This window comes from Streptomyces sp. NPDC006335 (genome assembly GCF_040612795.1).
Taxonomy (GTDB): domain Bacteria; phylum Actinomycetota; class Actinomycetes; order Streptomycetales; family Streptomycetaceae; genus Streptomyces.
In genome coordinates this window covers 20,237-36,482 of sequence record NZ_JBEXQX010000017.1, presented here as the reverse complement: position 1 = coordinate 36,482, position 16,246 = coordinate 20,237, and the positions used below count along the sequence as shown (strand labels likewise).

The window sequence follows — 16,246 nt, the reverse complement described above, 5'->3', positions numbered from 1 at the left end:
GGAGCGGCGAGGGCGCCTACTTGGGCGGCAGGCTCGCCGCGTACGCGCGTCCCTCGTCGATCCACGCCCGCAGGGCCCCGTCCTCCGTCACGGCGGAGCCGGTGACCAGGACCCAGCCGCGCATCGGGCGGCCGGTCATGTCGAAGAGCCGCGTCCCGGGCCGGGCGAGGGCCGCGTCGGCGGCGTCGGCGCCGACGCGGACCATGAGGTCGTCACCGGTCACGCCGACGGCCATGTTGCCCTGGTACAGGAAGGCGATGCCGCCGAACATGCGCCTCTCGGCGACACCGGGATCCGTGCCGAGGCAGCGGCGGATGCGCTCGGCGAGCCCTTCGTCGTACGCCATCAGATGTCTCCTTGCCGCGCGGAGAGTCTGCGCTCGAGGTCACGCAGATCCTTGGTGAGGGAGGAACGGACCTGACGGGAGAGCAGGGGTGCCGCCAGGCTCAGCGGACCGCCCGGGCCTCCCCGTACCCGGATGGCCGCGAGCGTGCCGCCCGGATGCGCCGCGAAGGAGTAGGTCACGTGCATCGGCATGGGAGCCGCCACGGACACCATGTCCAGCAGCCTCGGAGGCTCGTACGCGGCCACACGCAGGACGTAGTCGATGCGCCGGCCGAGGAAGCGGGCCGTACGGGTGACCTCGGCGCCCGTCCCGAATCCGCCGCCGTCCGCCTGCCGGGTCAGTTCCGCCGTACGGATGCCCTGCGTCCACTCGGCGTCGTGGCGCCAGTCCATGGCGTACTCGGCGACCCGCTCGGGCGGCAGTGGGATCACGCGCCGTACCGTCACGTCGATGGTCATCGTGTCACCGCCTCAGTCCCCTGGTTCGGCCGCCGTCGGTGCTCGGTCGTCTCCAGCATGGCCGTGATCGGCGGCGGGTGCGCGCCCCGGGCACGTGCCGAGGTCGGCCTCGTGGCGCTGTGGGGCATGCTGGTGTCCGTGGGAGCCGGGCCGGGAGGTGTACGGATGCGGTGGTGGGCCGGGGGATGGGTGATCGCGGGAGCGGTCGTCCTGGTGGCGTGCGGCGGCTCGTCCGGAGGGCCGTCCGGGAGCGGCTCCGCGACACCGTCGACCGGTGCGTCGACGTCCGCGTCCGGGACGGCCCCTGCGAGCCCGACCGCGAGCCCGACGGAAGTGGGTCCGTCCGCGTCGGCCGCGGAGCCCTCCCCGTCGGAGAGCTGCGCCGGCGGGCATGCGGAGGTCACGGTGTTCCCGGGTGATGCGGTCCGGCGGCAGGTGTGTGTGCGGCCCGGGACCGTGGTGTCGCTCGTCCTGCGCCCGCGCACGGACGGCAAGCGGTGGACCGCCGTACGCAGCTCCGCCCCGGCCTTCGTCCTGCCGTCCGGCTGGCAGCTGGACGCGGACGGCACGGCGAGGGCCTCGCTGCGCTGCCCGGGCACCCGCGGAGGTGCCGCCGACATCAGCGCCCTGGCGAAGGAGCCGGACCTGGCGGGCACGGGCGGTGTGGCCTTCACGTTCCGGGTGACCGTGGTGCCGCACACGACGGCGGGGTGACCCCGGAGACCGGGGTCACCCCTTCACCGCGACGCCGAGGGTGCCTCAGTCGCAGTCCCGCACCTTGATCGTGTAGATGCCGCGTCCGTGGGTCGCCGCGTACAGCGTGCGTCCGTCGGGGCTCAGCTTGAGCTGGAGCACGGCGACGGCCGGGAGCGAGCCGACACGCTGCCAGGCCGAGCGGCCGGGCGCGCGGTAGACGACGCCGAGGTCGGTGGCGACGGCGAGGCCGCCGTTCGGGGTGACGACCGCGGAGTCGGCCGGCACGTCGGGGAGGTTCTTCGAGATGTCCCTCCAGGTGGTGCCGCCGTCCTTGGACTCGAAGACGTGGCCGACACCGGCACCCGGGCCCTCGGTCCACTGCCGCGAGAACCCGTTGACCGTCAGGTAGACGTGGTCGGCGTTCTTCGGGTCGACGGCGAAGCCGCTGAGGTAGCGGTTCGGTACGGTCCCGTCCGCGCCGGTGGCCGGCAGGGCGATGTCGTGCCAGCCGGTGCCGTCGGCGTTCCCGACCGCGATGCCGCGGGCGAAGCCCTGGTTGTTGCAGGGGCCGCACCAGGCCGCGTACACCTTGCCGCCCGAGGCCGCGACGGCGGTCGCGGTACGGCCTTCGCCGAGGTCGTACACGCTCTTCCACTCGTCACCGCTGCGGATGGCGTAGCCGTGGGTCTGCACCCAGATGTGACGGCCGCCGGCGATCCAGGTCGAGCTGTTCTTCGCGTCGGCCGCGAGCGGGGCGATGAAGCGTGCCTCGCTGGTGGCGTTGTCGGCCGGGGCGACGTTGTACGACGTGGCCTTGCTCGGGTCGTCGATCCAGCTGCCGTCGTTGACCGCGCAGTTCTGGGTCACCTGGATGGACAGGTAGACGTATTCCTCGGCGATGTTGCAGCCGTTGGCGGGGTCGGTGAGGGTGTCGCCGCCGTCGCCGCCGAAGTTGGAGCCCATCACCGTGTCGTTGCTGCGCAGGACGGACTGGCCGTTGTCCTGCAGACCGCCGGTGACCGAGACACCGCCGTGGTCCAGGTCCTTGCCGACACCGACCGAGTAGTACTGGAGGGTGTCGATGGTGCCGTCGTTGAGCGAGGTCCAGTCGGTGGCGTGGCCGGAGGAGTCCTGGGAGCCGTTGACGGGGCGCTTGTAGACGCCGCCGTCGTTGCCGACGTACACGAAGCTCCTGCCGTGGTAGCGGCCGATCGCGACGCCGTGCTGGTCGGAGTGGGTGGTCGGGTTGCAGTCGCCGGTCTGCTTGGCCGGGTCGATGCTCCAGCAGGAGAAGCCGAAGTTCCAGTACGGGCCGACGGTCGACCAGCTGGTGCCGCCGTCCTTGGTCTCGTAGACCTCCTCCAGGCCCGCGTACACGTGCTCGGCGTCGGCCGGGTCGACGGTGAGGAACTGGTTGTACCAGGCCTGCACACCGGGCATGTAGCCCGGGGACGTCAGTGCCGAGCCGTCGGCGGCCAGGCCCTGGTAGTCGGCGATCTTCGTCCAGGGGCCGCTGGGAGAGCCCGACTTGGAGACGTAGATGCCCTCAAGGCCGCTGTCCGGATTGGTGTTCAACTGCTCCGGGGACTGGTCGATGGCGTAGTAGCGCGAGCCGTCGGCGGAGCGGGCGAAGGTGACGCTGCCGACGTCGTCCGCGTCGGTCGGCAGGTCGCCGAAGCCGCTGCTGATCCGGGTCCAGGCGCCGTTGACCTTGGTGTAGAAGCCGTTGTAGTCGTCACCGCTGCGCCAGCCGACCGCCAGAACGACCTTGGAGGGGTTCTTCGGGTCGATCGCGATGTCGTTGGTGATGTTCTTGTACGCGGCGTCGGGGTCGTCGGCCTGCGAACCGCCGGGCAGGTACGCGGGGTTGGGCGCGAACTCCAGCTTCCAGGCACCGCTGAGCTGCTTCGTGGAGTGGCTCCACACGCCCGCGCTGGTCGCCGCCCACACCTTGCCGCCGCCGAAGCGCAGCTCGTGGATGGTGGTGGACTCCAGCTCGTCGCCCCCGACGCGGCTGCGCGTGGAGAACGTGCCGTGGCGCGGGTCCGAAAGGACGTAGACGCCGCTGCCGAGGTAGGCGTCCGCGTTGGTGGTCGCCTCGCCGGTGCCCAGCCACAGCCGGCCGCCGCCGTCGAGCGCGAGCGCACCGGTGGACTGGGAGGGCAGCCGGTCGCTGATGGGCTGCCAGTGCCCGCCGCCGCTACGGGACCGCCACACCCCGCCGCCCGCGCTGCCCGCGTACACGTACCCGTCGTCGTCGGCGGCCATCGCGGCCATCCGGCCGGTGACATTGCCCGAGCCACCACTGGAGTTGGAGTCGATGTCGCGGTAACGGGGATCGTCGGAGTTGTACGGCAGATCGGTGACGTTGCGCCAACTGCCGCCGGTACGAGGGAGTTTGGTGAGGCTGGACCATGCGGCCCCGTACGCGCCCGGGGCGACGATGCCGGGCGAGGTGCGGGCCTCGGCGTACTGGTCCGCGCCCTCGGCTATCTCGTCGGCCTCGTTGCCGTCGTCGCCGTCGTCTCCGTCTTCCTTGACCTTGGGGCTCATGGTGCCCACCGACTGCGCTCGCTCGGCGGCGAGTTGGGCGAGTGTGCGGGCCCCGAAGGGACTGCTGTCGTGTCGGCCGGGCGCGGCGCTCGCGGGGAGCGCGACGAGTCCGGCGGTTGCGGTGATGGCGCAGATGGTGAGCCATCGTCTTCTACGAGTTGGTGCTGACACCAGGTCCTCCCGAACGGGCGGTGATACAGACGTCGCTGGAGACCCGATCACGAGGGGGAGGGAGCGTCTGGAGGTTTGGGAAGCCTTTGACCAGAACCTGCCACTTGCGCGACTTGGGCGGTGAGTTCGACGGCACGGGTGCTCCGACACCCGCTTCCGGCGCGCTCAGCAGCTGTCGCGGCCCGGTCGGCAGCCGCACGCCTCGGCCTCGGCCTCGGCTCCGGTATCGGCTTCGGCCTCGGCCTCGGTATCGGTGTGGGCATCGACATCGGTATGGGTATCGGCGCCGGCCTTCGGTGCCACGGCGACCGCCTGATGGAGACCCCACTTGACCTGGGTGCCCGGGGCGCGGCCCGGCGTCCCGCCCATTGAGGTGCCTGGTGCAAACCTCAGGAGCCCGCCGGCAGATCCGCGGTGGCCTCATGGCCCGGTCCAGCTTCGCCAGCCGGTGCCGTACGGTCGCCGCCATCAGGTCGGAATGCGCAGGTGGGTCCGGCGAACACGTGTGCCGACTTCTCTCAGGCGGGAGGCCTCCAGGCACGTTCCGTCGAAACCGCCTGCTTGCCGCCCCTGACCCGGAACGGCCCGCCCCCGACACATGTGCTCAGGACGCCCCGAGGCCGTTGAGGAGGGTGTCGACGACGACGTCCGCCGCCTGTCCGGCACTCAGTTCCGGCAACTGCCGCGAGACCAGGTGCATGAGCTGGGGCAGCAGCGCGCTCGCCCAGCCCTGGGGGAGACCCGACCGGAGCAGGCCTTCGTCGGTGGCGCGCCGGAGGAACGTGTCGACCTCCTCGACGGCCGCGTCGCGCCGGGCGTGGACGCTCTCGTCGGTGAGCATGCGGGCGAGGTCGACGGGCCAGGTGCGGTTGACGGTGATGATGTTCTCGACGTAGCGGTGCAGGGCGACGGTGACGGGTGCTTCGCGCAGGCGGGCGTCTTCGATGGCCTGCTCGATGGCGCTGAGACGGGCCTCGTAGATGGCCGCGAGGAGGTCTTCGCGGGAGGCGAAGCGGCGGTAGACGGTGCGTCGGTCGACTCCTGCCTGGGCGGCGATGCTCGCGATGCTCGCGCCGGGGTCGGCGGCAAGCATGCGTGCCCCAGTGGTCAGGACGGCTTCGAGATTGCGCGCTGCATCGGCTCTCACCACACCGATTCTAGTGGCGGCGTGTGATGCCTGTGACATATAGCGCCTCGGAGGAGTAGAAGGACGAAGCCTAAGTGCTACATTGATGTGACAGATAATTCTGGTAGCGCCAGATCAGTGAGACCTCTTGAAAGGCACCTTCCCATGTCGAAGGCAGACAGCTCCTCCTCACCCAGGGCGGGTGGTGTCGCCGCCGCGATGAGCGCGCTGGTCCTGGCGGTCCTCCTCGCCGCCCTGGACCAGACGATCGTCTCGACCGCGTTGCCCCGCATGGCCGAGGACCTGAACGGTTTCGACGACATCGCGTGGGTCAGCGCCGCCTACCTGCTCGCGTCGACCGCGGTCACACCTCTGTGGGGCAAGCTCGGTGACATGTTCGGCCGCAAGCCGCTGTATCTGGCCTCGACCTCGGTCTTCCTGGCCGCCTCCGTGGTCTGCGGCCTCGCACAGAACCTGCCCGAACTGGTCGGTGCCCGCGTACTTCAGGGTGTGGGCGGCGGCGGCATGATCGTGCTGACCTTCGCCCTCGTCGGCGACATCGTCGCCCCGAGCGAACGCGGCCGCTATCAGGGCCTGTTCGGCTCGGTCTACGGCGTCGCCAGCATCGTCGGCCCCCTGCTGGGCGGCGTCTTCACCGATCAACTGTCCTGGCGGTGGGCCTTCCTGGTGAACCTGCCGGTCGGCATCGTCGCCCTGACCATCGCAGCGCGCGCCCTGCCCGCCGCCACCCGAGGCGTCAGGGCCCGTATCGACTACCTCGGTGCCACCGTCCTGGCCGCCATCGCAACCGGCCTGGTCCTCGTCACGTCCTTCGGGGAGCGCTGGGGCTGGGGCTCCTCGGCCATCGTCGGTCTGATCGCCGTCACCGTCGCTCTGGCCGTACTTCTGGTGCCGGTCGAGCGGCGCGCCGCCGCCCCCGTCCTGCCGCCGGCCATGTTCGCCTCCCGGACCGTGGTGTTCTCCTCGCTGATCGCCTTCTTCGCCAACGCCGCGATGTTCTCCGTGCTGGTCTACCTGCCGACCTACCTCCAGATCGTCCACGGGGTCTCGGCCACCCTCTCCGGCATCCACATGCTGCCCCTGGTCGCCGGGTTGGTCGTCAGCCAGTCCCTGGCCGGACGCTGGGCGGCACAGGTCGGGCGGCTGCGGTCGATCCTGCTGGCAGGCCTGGTCGTCAATCTCGCCGGGCTGCTCCTGCTCGGCACCATCGGGGCGGCCACCAACGCCCTTGTGCTGAGCGTCTACTTCCTGATCACCGGTGTGGGCATCGGCATGGTGCCCATGGTCGTACTGACCACGGTCCAGAACAGCGTGCCCACCGCCGACCTCGGCGCAGCCAGCGCCTTCGTCACCTTCGCCCGTTCCATCGGCGCCGCCTTCGGAGTCGCCGTCTTCGGCACCCTCCTCAACACCGGCTTCGCCGACCGCACCAGCGGCCTGCCGACCGCCGGCGGCTTCGACGCCACCCGCCCCGACACCATCGGCCGGCTTCCCGGTGCCCTGCGCGACACCGCACTGGACGCCTTCGCCCACGCCACGGCCGGCGGCTACCTCTGGATCGCGCCCGCCCTCGCCCTCGGGATCGTCCTCGCACTGTTCCTCAAGCCGGCACGCACGACCGGTGAGACCGCCACCGCCGACCACTCCGCCTCAGCACCCGCCAGGGATTCCGTCCCGGCCGCCTGACCCGCCACGCCCTTTACCGGCCGACGCCATTCCGGCTGCCGGCCGGCGGCGTGCTCCGGCCGCCCAGGGCGCCGGTCACGCGCCGCCATCCCGGGAAGCCGTCTCCGAGAGCCGCTGGAGCTGGGTGTCCCACAACGGGTTCAGAGCGCGGCCCCGCATCACGCATGGCGCGCGACCTACTCCGGGAGCGCCGCGACCGTCTCGTCCGCGCCGCACCGCAGCTGCGCCCATATGCCAGGCGCCTCGGTCCACTGTGAGCGCCGTACGGTGTTCGACACGCCTCAGCAACACCGCCGTTCGCCTGACGAGGCGACCGACACGGAGGGCGTGCGCGCGGTGTTCGCGGCGGAGCGGTTCGACCAGCTGGCCGCGGTGAAGCAGCGCTACGACCCCGGCCGACCATGACGGCCGCTCCAGGGGGGGGCGCGTCTCCCAGTGGCCGCCGCCGGGCTGTCACCGGGCCCCGTACTGGGGGCGAACGGGACGGCGGACGGCGGCTGTCCTGAACTGGACCCACTATGACGTGAACGGCGGTGTCGCCACACCCCGGACGGCAAAGATCGTCGTACCCGGCGCACAACACCTACCGCACACGACGAAGTGAGGGATTGCCGTGACGAACCTGACCGCTGCGACCGAATCCGTGGCACAACTCTGCACGGTCTGGCGTGCCATGGTGCTCGACCGCAACGAGAACGCGGACGTAAGGGATCTCCCGGGGATCGCCGTCCGCTGGGCGGACTGCCGGTTCGCCTTCTGGAACGCGATCACCCTGACCGAGGACCGGGCCGACGCGACGCTCCTGGAGAAGCGGCTGCGACAGGCGGCGGACATCATGGGGGCCAAACGGCAACCGGGTTTCCTGTGGCTGTTCGAGGATCTGCTCGCCGACGACGCACGCGCGGCACTGGAAGAGGCAGCGGAACGCGCGGGTCTGACCCACGCCTTCCCCGGCACGGGTATGGCCGGCGACCTGCTTCCCATCCCTGAACCCCACCATCCGGAGCTGACGTTCGAACGCGTCACCACCGACGCACACCTGCTGGCGTACGCGGACCTCAACTCGCGCGCCTACGGCTTCCCCCTCGACGATGGCCGCGACGGACTGGCCGGCTCCACCCTCTGGAAACAAGAGGTGTACGCCTACCTGGCACTGCGGGACGGCACACCGGTCGCCTGCGCCGCCACCGTCGAAGCCCAGGGCAGGCTCTTCGTCGTGCTCGTCGCCACCGACCCCGCGCAGCAGCGCCGCGGCTACGGCGAGGCGGTCACCCGCAAGGCGCTGTACGAGGGTGCCCGTGCCACCGGACTGACTCGGGCGACCCTGCACGCGACCGTCGCCGGGGCACCCGTGTATCCGCGCATCGGTTTCGAGCCGAACTCCCCGATGCACTTCTACGCGCTCAAGGACTGAGCTGAGGGCGGTGACTGTGCGTCGCGTTCGGGGGCGTAGGCATCGAAGCGGCTGTCAAGTGCCCGAGCTGCGTGGTTCGTTCGGGAACGCAGGATGACGACGGCCGACACCTCCGGCGAGCCCGTCGGCACCGGCCGAACGCAGCGTCCGTCGGAGAGCAGCAACCCGGTACTCACCCGGCCGCAGTTCGACCGCGACGTGGCGGACACCTGTGCCGATGAGATCGGGAAGCTGTCCGAGGGCGGCGGGAGGTTTGAGCGGTCCCGCCGCCCACTCCGCGAGTGTCAGTGGACGGTCGCGCGGGCTGCGCGCTCGATCACACGGGCCACCAGGTGTGGATGGGAGACGGCGACCGAGTGGGAGGCGGCGACCTCGGTGGTGTGCGCGTGGGCGCGCTCGGCCATGAAGCGCTGCACGGCCGGGGGGATGTTGAGGTCTTCGGTGGTGATGATGTCCCAGCTCGGCTTGGTCTTCCAGGCCGCGGTGGTGGCCTTCTCCTCCAAGGCGGCCTGAGCGATGGGGCGCTGCTCGGCGGCCATCAGGGCGGCCTGCTGGGCCGGCACGTCGGCGGCGAACTGGTGGTGGAACTTGTCCTGCTGGATGTACAGGTCGGTGGCGGTGGAGCCGTCGGCCGCCTTGTAGGTGACCGGGTCGAGGGTGCCGGGGAGGGTGGAGCCCGGGTACCTGTTCGTGAGCTCCAGGGCGCTCTCACCGGGGGCGGGCAGGAAGGCGGCCACGTAGACCAGGGCCTTGACCTCGGGATCGTCGGTGGCGGCCTCGCTGATGACGTTGCCGCCGTAGGAGTGTCCGACGACGATCTTCGGGCCCTTGACGTGGTCGAGGACGGTGCGCAGGGCGGCGGCGTCGTAGGCCGGGCCGCGCAGCGGGTTGGCGGCGGCGACGACCGGATAGCCGTCGGCGCGCAGGTCGGCGATGACGCCGTTCCAACTGGAGCCGTCGGCGAAGGCGCCGTGCTCCAGGATGACGGTGGGCTTCGCGTGCTCAGTGGCGCCGGTCGCCTCCGCGGTTTCCGTCGCGCCGTTGGCGGTGCCGCTGAGGGCGAACGCGCCGAGCGCCAGCCCCGCCGTGGCCGTCGCGACCGCCCCCGTCACCAGCCGCTTGCGTCCACCCTTGATGCTGACCACGACATGACCCCTCTCAGGAATTCTTCTCGATACTCGCGATGGTCCGGTTCAGCCGGCTCTCGTCACCGGCCTAACAGGTGATGAATCTTTCACGCAGAACGTCACCCGTCAAGGCGGTGACGAATGTCGGTTCGGTGATACCCGGTGAAGGAGCACGGCCATGTGCACCGGGTCGGTGGACTCCGCCGGCAGTGTGATCCGCGGTCCGTGAACCTCGGGCAGATGCCCGTCACGGATCGGCTCCGGGTGGGTGGCAGTGCCGCCGCTCGGCGGCACACCTCCGCCGCCAGGAAGTCGTCGACGCCGGTGGGCAGATGGGGGCCTGTGCTGCTCGGTGGCCCAGACGGGCAGCAGCACCACCGCGTCCCGCACCGGCAATGCACGCAGTTCGGCGGCGGGCAGCGGGTTCCACTGGAATTCGCTCATCGGGGACGCCTTTTCCGCCGAACCGACACGGTGTGCGGGGCGCCGGGCCGGTGGCGGGGGAGGACGGGTGCGGATGGGCGCGGTTGGGTGTGGATGATGGTTACGGGCGGACCGTATCCGGGGCCGGCGCCTGGAGGCGGCCGCTGCCCGAAGACGACCGGTGCCCAGCCGTGCCCTGTGCTCAGCGGTGTCCGGCGCCCAGAAGCTGGCCGGATCTCAGAAGCTGGCCGGAAATCTCAGACATGGCCGACGCTCAAAGGTGGTCGGCGTCCACCACGGCCTGGGCGAAGGCCGCAGGCGCTTCCTGCGGCAGGTTGTGACCGATGTCCGCGACCGTCCGGTGCAGGTAGGGGCCGGTGAAGTGGCTGCGGTACGAGGTGCCGTCGCCCGGCGCCGTGAACGGGTCGAGAGCGGCGTCGAGGGTGACGGTGGGGACGCCGATGGAGGGCTGGGTTGCCAGCCTGCGCTCGTACCGGTCGTACCGTCGGTCGCCCTCGATCAGGCTGATGCGCCAGCGGTAGTTGTAGAGGACGATCGCGGCGTAGTCGGGGTTCTTGAAGGCCTCGGCCGTGCGCGCGAAGGTGGCGTCGGAGAAGTTCCAGTTGGGGGAGACGAGGGTCCACACGTAGCGGCACAGTGCGATGCGCTGGTCGACGTTCTCCATGGCCTTCACGCCACGGTCGGTGGCGAAGTACCACTGGTACCACCAGTTGTGCTCCACGGCCGGGAGCGCGGGCTCCAACTGCGCCTTGCGGTCGGTGATGAGGTAACCACTGGTCGACACGAGGCACTTGACGCGCTCGGGCCACAGGGCGGCGATGATGTCGGCGGTCCGCGAACCCCAGTCGAAACCGGCGATGACTGCCTTCTCGATCTTCAGTGCGTCCATGAACGCGATGATGTCCAACGCGATCGCGGACTGCTCGGCGGTACGGGGGGTGTGGCGGGACAGGAAGCGGGTGCTGCCGTGGCCGCGCAGATAGGGGACGAGGACGCGGTAGCCCAGGTCGGCCAGGAGCGGGGCGACGTCGACGAAGCTGTGGATGTCGTACGGCCACCCGTGCAGGAGGACGACGACCGGGCCGTGGGCGGGACCGGCCTCGGCGTAACCGATGTCGAGGACACCCGCCTTGACGTGCTTCAGCGTGCTGAACTCGGTGTGGGCGCCGGGCGCGATGGTCGCCATCGGAGGAACGGCAGCGCTGCTCTGCTGCCGCGCGGCGGTCGCGGCGGACGCGTGGGTCTGCAAGCCGGTCAGCGAGACCGCGGCCGCGCCGGTGCCCAGACCGACGGCCCTGCCGAAGGTGCGCCTGTTGATCATGTGGAGTCCTCCGTGGTGTGGGTGAGATGACCGGCTCGTACTTGCCGGGCCTGCGGCGTGACGACCCTCGCACAGCCTCCGTCACCTGTCAAAGGGGTGACGGGTGGAGAGAGGGTGACTTTCCGCCCGCCCGGCTGCTGGCACCTAATGCACATCGATGAGAATGTACGTGACCTAAGTGCTACATTGAAGTGTCAATTAGAGGCGACGATCTAAAACTGCACCGGAAGAGAGAACGCACATGATCACCTACGGCCGGCTTTTCATCGGAGGCGCCTGGGTCGAGCCGAGCGACCCGGAACTGCTCGACATCTGCTCGCCGCACGACAGGTCGGTGATCGGCCGCGCCGCCCAGGCGCAGCCGGCGGACGTCGACCGCGCGGTCGCCGCGGCACGGGCCTCCTTCGAGACGGGTGAGTGGCGCCTGACCCCGCCTGCCGAGCGCATCGCCACCCTGCGGCGGTTCAATGCGTTGCGGGAGGAGAACGCCGAGAAGATCGCTGACCTGATCTCCCTGGAGAACGGTTCGGCAGTCTGGTTCACCCGCGCCGGCCAGCCGGGCCTGACTCGGCAGGCGAACGCCTACCTGAAGGCGGCGGAGGAGTTCCGCTGGGAGGAGGCACTCGTACCCTGCGACCCGGCGTCCCCGGTGCGCAGCGTGGTGCGCCGCGAGGCCGTCGGCGTCGTCGCCGCCGTCATCCCCTGGAACTCGCCCTTCTCCTCGGCCACTTCGAAGATCATCCCGTCCCTGCTCGCCGGTAACTCCGTGGTCCTGAAGGTGTCCCCGGAGAACTCCCTGAGCATGGGCTTCCTGGGCGAGTTGCTGGAGCAGGTGGGTCTGCCCGAGGGGGTGATCAGTGTGCTGCCCGCGGATCGGGAGACCAGCGAGCACCTGGTGTCACACCCGGACGTCGACAAGATCGCCTTCACCGGCTCCACCCGGGCCGGCCGCCGCATCGCCGCGATCGCCGGCGAGCAGCTCAAGCGGGTGAGCTTGGAACTGGGAGGCAAGTCCGCCGCGATCATCCTGCCCGACGCGGACATCGACAAGGCCGTCGCGGGCGTGAAGTTCGGCTCCCTGCTCAACAACGGCGAGTCCTGCATCGCCCAGACCCGCATCCTGGCCCCGCGCAGCCGGCACGAGGAGGTCGTGGCCGGGCTGAAGGGGCTGGTCGAGTCCCTGAAGGTCGGTGACCCGGGCGACCCCGACACCTTCATCGGCCCGATGATCCGCCCCGACCAGCAGGAGCGGGTGCGCGACTACATCCAACTCGGCATCGACGAGGGCGCCCGCCTGGTCACCGGCGGCCCGCACATCCCCGAAGGCCTGGAGAAGGGCAATTACGTCACCCCGACCGTCTTCGCCGACGTCGACAACTCCATGCGGATCGCGCAGGAGGAGATCTTCGGCCCGGTCCTGGTGGTCATCGCCTACGACGACGAGGACGAGGCCGTCCGTATCGCCAACGACTCCGAGTACGGCCTGTCCGGCGGCGTCTGGTCCGCCGACGAGGACCACGCCCTGGAGGTGGCCCGTCGCGTCCGCACCGGCACCGTCACGATCAACGGTGCTTCCGTCGCCTTCGACGGCCCGTTCGGCGGCTTCAAGGCCAGCGGCGTCGGCCGCGAGTACGGCGCGGTCGGCCTCGGCACCTACACCGAGTACAAGACCATCACCGTCTGACCGGAACCGCAGAAGTCGCCGCCATGGGGAACGTCTCACACTCTCCTTTCGTCACCTGCTTGACAGGTGACGAAAGGAGGAGCATGCTGAGACTCCTCCAGGCGACAAGCGGGACGCCGTCCACGATCGACGAAGTGGAGCACGGTCATGAACAAGGGGCTCAGCACACAAGCCGCCGAGGCGGCGGTACGGCACGCACGATTCGGCAAGCTTCCCGAGCGCATACGTTTCGACGACATGACCGAAGCTGTCGAGGCCGCTCCGGCCGGCGGGGCGAACGGATCGTACGACCCCGAGGGCTCATGGAAGTTCTACTCCTGCCTCGCCCTCGACCTGGGGCTGTAGACACCCGCCGGGTTGTCGCCCTCGGCACACACAGGACGATGACCCCGATCGCCCGGCCGGCCGTGCTCTACAGTGCCGTCCGGGCGATCGGCGGCGGCGAAACCCCCCAGTCCGGCTCACAACTCATATCCAGGTGTCGAGCCACATCCTGGCGTGCCAGTCGGCGTACGGAATCGTCTGTCCCGTGTAGATCGGGAAGAAGTAGATGAAGTTCCAGGCGATCAGCAGCACCACGGCGCCCACGGCGACCGCGCCCCCCGCGCGCCGCCTGCCCGCCGCGCCCGGCGGACCCGCAAGCGCGCCCAGCATCATCGCCACGGCCAGGCACAGGTAGGGCACGAACACGACCGCGTAGAAGGAGAAGACGGTCCGGTCCTGGTACAGGAACCAGGGCAGGTAGCCGGCTCCCACGCCGCACAGGACGGCACCGGCACGCCAGTCGCGGCGCAGGGCCCATCGATAGAGCAGATAGACGAGCGCACAGCACGCCGACCACCACAGCACCGGCGTCCCCAGCGCGAGGATCGTCTGCGAACAGTCGACGGCCGTGCCGCAGCCGTCCACCCCGGGCTTCGGTGACTGGTAGTGGAACAGCACGGGGCGGCCCAGAACCAGCCAACTCCAGGGGCTGGACTCGTACTTGTGGGGCGTGTGCAGCCCCACGTTGAACTCGTACACCGCGTGCTCGTAGTGCCACAGGCTCCGCAACGGCGCCGGGATCCACGCCCATGGACCGCCGCGCCCCTCCGCCCAATGCCGCCCGTAACCGTCGTCGGACAGGAACCAGCCCGTCCAGGTCGACACATACGTCACCACGGCGACCGGAACGAGGGACACCAGCGACCAGCCGGCGTCCCGTCGCAGCACCGCGCGACAGGGCCGGTACGCCCCCGCCACGCGCCGGGCACCGACGTCCCACAGCAGCGTGAGCACCGCGAAGAGAGCGAGAAAGTACAGGCCGTTCCATTTGGTGGAGGCCGCCAGCCCCAGGAAGACGCCGGCCGCGAGTCGCCAGGAACGCACCCCCGTTCCGGCGCTGTCACCGGTGGGTCCGTCCGGGCGTGCGCTGCCGTCCTCGCTCATCGGAAGGGCCGCCGCGAGGCGGGCTCGGGCGGCGTCGCGGTCGATGAGCAGGCATCCGAACGCCGCCAGCACGAAGAACGAGACGACGAGATCGAGCAGAGCGGCGCGACTCATCACCAGGTGCAGACCGTCCATCGCCATCAACAGCCCGGCCAGACAGCCCAGCAGCGTCGAACGGAAAAGCCGGCGACCTATGCGGCACAGCATCAGCACCGAGAGTGTGCCGAGAACCGCCGTCATGAAACGCCAGCCGAACGGGGTGAGGCCGAACAGCCACTCACCCAGGGCGATCACCCACTTGCCGGTCGGAGGGTGCGCGACGAAGACCCCGCCGTCGGAGAGGGGGATCACCTGGGGGTCGGCCAGAATCTGCGGGTCGGCAATCTTACGATCCGGCCAGGTGCCCTCGTAGCCGAGCCGCAGCATGGCCCAGGCGTCCTTGGCGTAGTACGTCTCGTCGAACACCACGGCTCGCGGATCGCCCAGTCGCCAGAAGCGCAATATCCCGGCGAAGACCGCCACCACCAGTGGCCCACCCCACCCCGAGCAGCGCGCCGACCGAGCCGCCGCCCCCGGGGACAGACCGACCAGCCGCCACGGCCGCGGCCCGGGCTCCGGAAACGGCACCACCAGACGGTCGCGCACGGACGTACGAGGACCTTCCAGGTGTCCGAAGCGCCGCAGCCGCCGCTCCCAGGAGCCCGGCCCGGGACTCGTCGGCACTCCGGACTCGTCGACCGGCGCGAGTGTGTTCTCACGTATCACGGACATCAACCCGTCGAACCCGACCATGTGGCCACCCGGGGCGTGTCGGAGACACGTGTCGGCACCGGCACCTCGTCGGCGGTTGCGCCGGGACGGACCGTCGACGGGGACGGGACGGACTCGGCGGAGGTCACCGGGCGGGGCTGCGGACCGCTGGACCCACCCTGAGCGAGTGTCCCCGCCAGACACAGAAGTCCCACACCGAGCCCGGCCACGGTCAGCCCGGACCCGGTGACCATCCAGAGCCTCCGCACCCGTTGCCGGGCCCGGACTCCGGCCCGCAGACGGGCCCGGTGCCGTTCCTCGTACGGCGTGTCGTGCTGACCGTCACGCATCATGCGTGCCAGTTCCTGCTCGAAGTGATCCATGGCTCCTTCTTCAGTCGACCGGCTCGATCGCCTCGGTCATCAGCCGCCGCAGCCGCGCGACACCCCGTGACGTGAGCGAACGGGCCGTCCCCAACGGACACCCCAGTGCCCGCGCCACCTGCTGCTCGGGCAGGTCCTGGTAGTACCGCAGCACCACCGCGGCCCGCTGCCGAGCGGGCAACAGCGCCAACATGGCCTCCAGGCCGGTCCGTTCATCCACGACGGCGGCCTCGTCACCCACCTCGGGCGGTTCGGGCATCTCCTCCACCGGCTGCTCACCCCACCAGCGCCGCCGCGCGGAACGCGCCGCGGCACGGACCAGCACCCTCCGCACATAGGCCTCAGGCGCCTGCTCCGCCACCCGCGGCCAGGCGAACCACAGCTTGACCAGCGCCTCCTGGAGCAGATCCTCCGCCCGGTGCCGGTCACCACCGGTGAGCAGCCGCGCCAGATGGTGCAGCGCTGACCACCGGGCCGCCACGAACCGGTCGAACTCATCGGCCCGCAACCGCCCCATCGGAGCCGCCCCCTGTCTTCTGCTGTGTTCTGCCGCGTGCGTGTCCCTCCATCTACATCAAAGGCACTGACCCCCGCGCTGCTATGCGCTCCGGTCACGTGGCGTGGATCACATACAGGCT

18 protein-coding genes are annotated in these 16,246 nt (G+C 70.3%); 6 read left to right on the top strand and 12 right to left on the bottom strand.

Features of this window, described 5'->3' with window-relative positions; genetic code table 11:
- Window positions 1-16 precede the first annotated feature (16 nt).
- The 3 genes from ABZ098_RS34870 to ABZ098_RS34860 are packed head-to-tail and all read right to left on the bottom strand — an operon-like array spanning window position 17 to window position 1,208.
- On the bottom strand, window positions 17-346 hold the full coding sequence (locus ABZ098_RS34870) for a TfoX/Sxy family protein (RefSeq protein WP_356597741.1): 330 nt from the start codon (window positions 344-346) through the stop codon (window positions 17-19).
- Complete coding sequence (locus ABZ098_RS34865; protein WP_356597740.1) at window positions 346-804, bottom strand: SRPBCC family protein; 459 nt, start codon at window positions 802-804, stop codon at window positions 346-348. Before ABZ098_RS34865 ends, ABZ098_RS34870 begins: the two co-directional genes overlap by 1 nt.
- Window positions 801-1,208, bottom strand: a complete 408-nt coding sequence (locus ABZ098_RS34860; RefSeq protein ID WP_356597739.1) for a hypothetical protein — start codon at window positions 1,206-1,208, stop codon at window positions 801-803. The genes ABZ098_RS34865 and ABZ098_RS34860 overlap by 4 nt, the downstream gene beginning before the upstream one ends.
- Before the next feature lie 37 nt (window positions 1,209-1,245).
- On the opposite strand from ABZ098_RS34860, the gene ABZ098_RS34855 reads away from it, so the two are divergent.
- Window positions 1,246-1,518, top strand: coding sequence for an acetyl-CoA synthetase (locus ABZ098_RS34855; RefSeq protein ID WP_356597738.1), 273 nt, complete (start codon window positions 1,246-1,248; stop codon window positions 1,516-1,518).
- Between the two features lie 45 nt (window positions 1,519-1,563).
- On the opposite strand, the gene ABZ098_RS34850 is transcribed toward ABZ098_RS34855, so the two are convergent.
- The 3 genes from ABZ098_RS34850 to ABZ098_RS34840 form a co-directional block, all read right to left on the bottom strand.
- Entirely contained in the window at window positions 1,564-4,224 is a 2,661-nt protein-coding gene (locus ABZ098_RS34850; RefSeq protein WP_356597737.1) for a glycosyl hydrolase, read from the bottom strand.
- Window positions 4,225-4,389: 165 nt separating this feature from the next.
- Window positions 4,390-4,527, bottom strand: a complete 138-nt coding sequence (locus tag ABZ098_RS34845; RefSeq protein ID WP_356597736.1) for a hypothetical protein — start codon at window positions 4,525-4,527, stop codon at window positions 4,390-4,392.
- A 301-nt stretch (window positions 4,528-4,828) separates the two neighbouring features.
- Window positions 4,829-5,317, bottom strand: a complete 489-nt coding sequence (locus tag ABZ098_RS34840; protein ID WP_356597857.1) for a TetR/AcrR family transcriptional regulator — start codon at window positions 5,315-5,317, stop codon at window positions 4,829-4,831.
- A 198-nt stretch (window positions 5,318-5,515) separates the two neighbouring features.
- Between ABZ098_RS34840 and ABZ098_RS34835 the strand changes: the two genes are divergently transcribed.
- The 3 genes from ABZ098_RS34835 to ABZ098_RS34825 all read left to right on the top strand — a co-directional run bounded on the left by ABZ098_RS34835 (window position 5,516) and on the right by ABZ098_RS34825 (window position 8,471).
- The gene (locus ABZ098_RS34835) at window positions 5,516-7,057 is read left to right on the top strand and encodes a DHA2 family efflux MFS transporter permease subunit (RefSeq protein ID WP_356597735.1); all 1,542 of its coding nucleotides are present in this window, start codon (window positions 5,516-5,518) and stop codon (window positions 7,055-7,057) included.
- A gap of 267 nt (window positions 7,058-7,324) precedes the next feature.
- Window positions 7,325-7,462, top strand: coding sequence for a hypothetical protein (locus tag ABZ098_RS34830; RefSeq protein ID WP_356597734.1), 138 nt, complete (start codon window positions 7,325-7,327; stop codon window positions 7,460-7,462).
- Window positions 7,463-7,670: 208 nt separating this feature from the next.
- Entirely contained in the window at window positions 7,671-8,471 is an 801-nt protein-coding gene (locus ABZ098_RS34825; protein WP_356597733.1) for a GNAT family N-acetyltransferase, read from the top strand.
- Window positions 8,472-8,755: 284 nt separating this feature from the next.
- Here ABZ098_RS34825 and ABZ098_RS34820 read toward each other — a convergent pair whose 3' ends face one another.
- The 3 genes from ABZ098_RS34820 to ABZ098_RS34810 form a co-directional block, all read right to left on the bottom strand.
- Window positions 8,756-9,616 carry an alpha/beta hydrolase gene (locus ABZ098_RS34820; protein WP_356597732.1) on the bottom strand — a complete coding sequence of 287 codons (861 nt, stop codon included), beginning with the start codon at window positions 9,614-9,616 and terminating at the stop codon, window positions 8,756-8,758.
- Between the two features lie 108 nt (window positions 9,617-9,724).
- The gene (locus ABZ098_RS34815) at window positions 9,725-10,042 is read right to left on the bottom strand and encodes a hypothetical protein (protein WP_356597731.1); all 318 of its coding nucleotides are present in this window, start codon (window positions 10,040-10,042) and stop codon (window positions 9,725-9,727) included.
- A 253-nt stretch (window positions 10,043-10,295) separates the two neighbouring features.
- Window positions 10,296-11,363: an alpha/beta hydrolase gene (locus tag ABZ098_RS34810; protein WP_356597730.1), complete on the bottom strand. Its 1,068-nt coding sequence runs from the start codon at window positions 11,361-11,363 to the stop codon at window positions 10,296-10,298.
- A 241-nt stretch (window positions 11,364-11,604) separates the two neighbouring features.
- Here ABZ098_RS34810 and ABZ098_RS34805 point away from each other — a divergent pair, with 241 nt between their 5' ends.
- Both ABZ098_RS34805 and ABZ098_RS34800 read left to right on the top strand, forming a co-directional pair.
- The gene (locus tag ABZ098_RS34805) at window positions 11,605-13,047 is read left to right on the top strand and encodes an aldehyde dehydrogenase (RefSeq protein WP_356597729.1); all 1,443 of its coding nucleotides are present in this window, start codon (window positions 11,605-11,607) and stop codon (window positions 13,045-13,047) included.
- A gap of 147 nt (window positions 13,048-13,194) precedes the next feature.
- The gene (locus tag ABZ098_RS34800) at window positions 13,195-13,392 is read left to right on the top strand and encodes a hypothetical protein (RefSeq protein ID WP_356597728.1); all 198 of its coding nucleotides are present in this window, start codon (window positions 13,195-13,197) and stop codon (window positions 13,390-13,392) included.
- Window positions 13,393-13,515: 123 nt separating this feature from the next.
- On the opposite strand, the gene ABZ098_RS34795 is transcribed toward ABZ098_RS34800, so the two are convergent.
- From ABZ098_RS34795 to ABZ098_RS34785, 3 genes are read right to left on the bottom strand one after another with little or no spacing between them, the layout of a single operon-like run.
- A complete protein-coding gene (locus ABZ098_RS34795) occupies window positions 13,516-15,246 on the bottom strand; it encodes a phospholipid carrier-dependent glycosyltransferase (protein ID WP_356597727.1) in 1,731 nt (576 codons plus the stop codon).
- A complete protein-coding gene (locus tag ABZ098_RS34790) occupies window positions 15,246-15,608 on the bottom strand; it encodes a cellulase (protein WP_356597726.1) in 363 nt (120 codons plus the stop codon). Before ABZ098_RS34790 ends, ABZ098_RS34795 begins: the two co-directional genes overlap by 1 nt.
- Before the next feature lie 10 nt (window positions 15,609-15,618).
- Window positions 15,619-16,125 carry a SigE family RNA polymerase sigma factor gene (locus ABZ098_RS34785; protein ID WP_356597725.1) on the bottom strand — a complete coding sequence of 169 codons (507 nt, stop codon included), beginning with the start codon at window positions 16,123-16,125 and terminating at the stop codon, window positions 15,619-15,621.
- Window positions 16,126-16,246 lie beyond the last annotated feature (121 nt).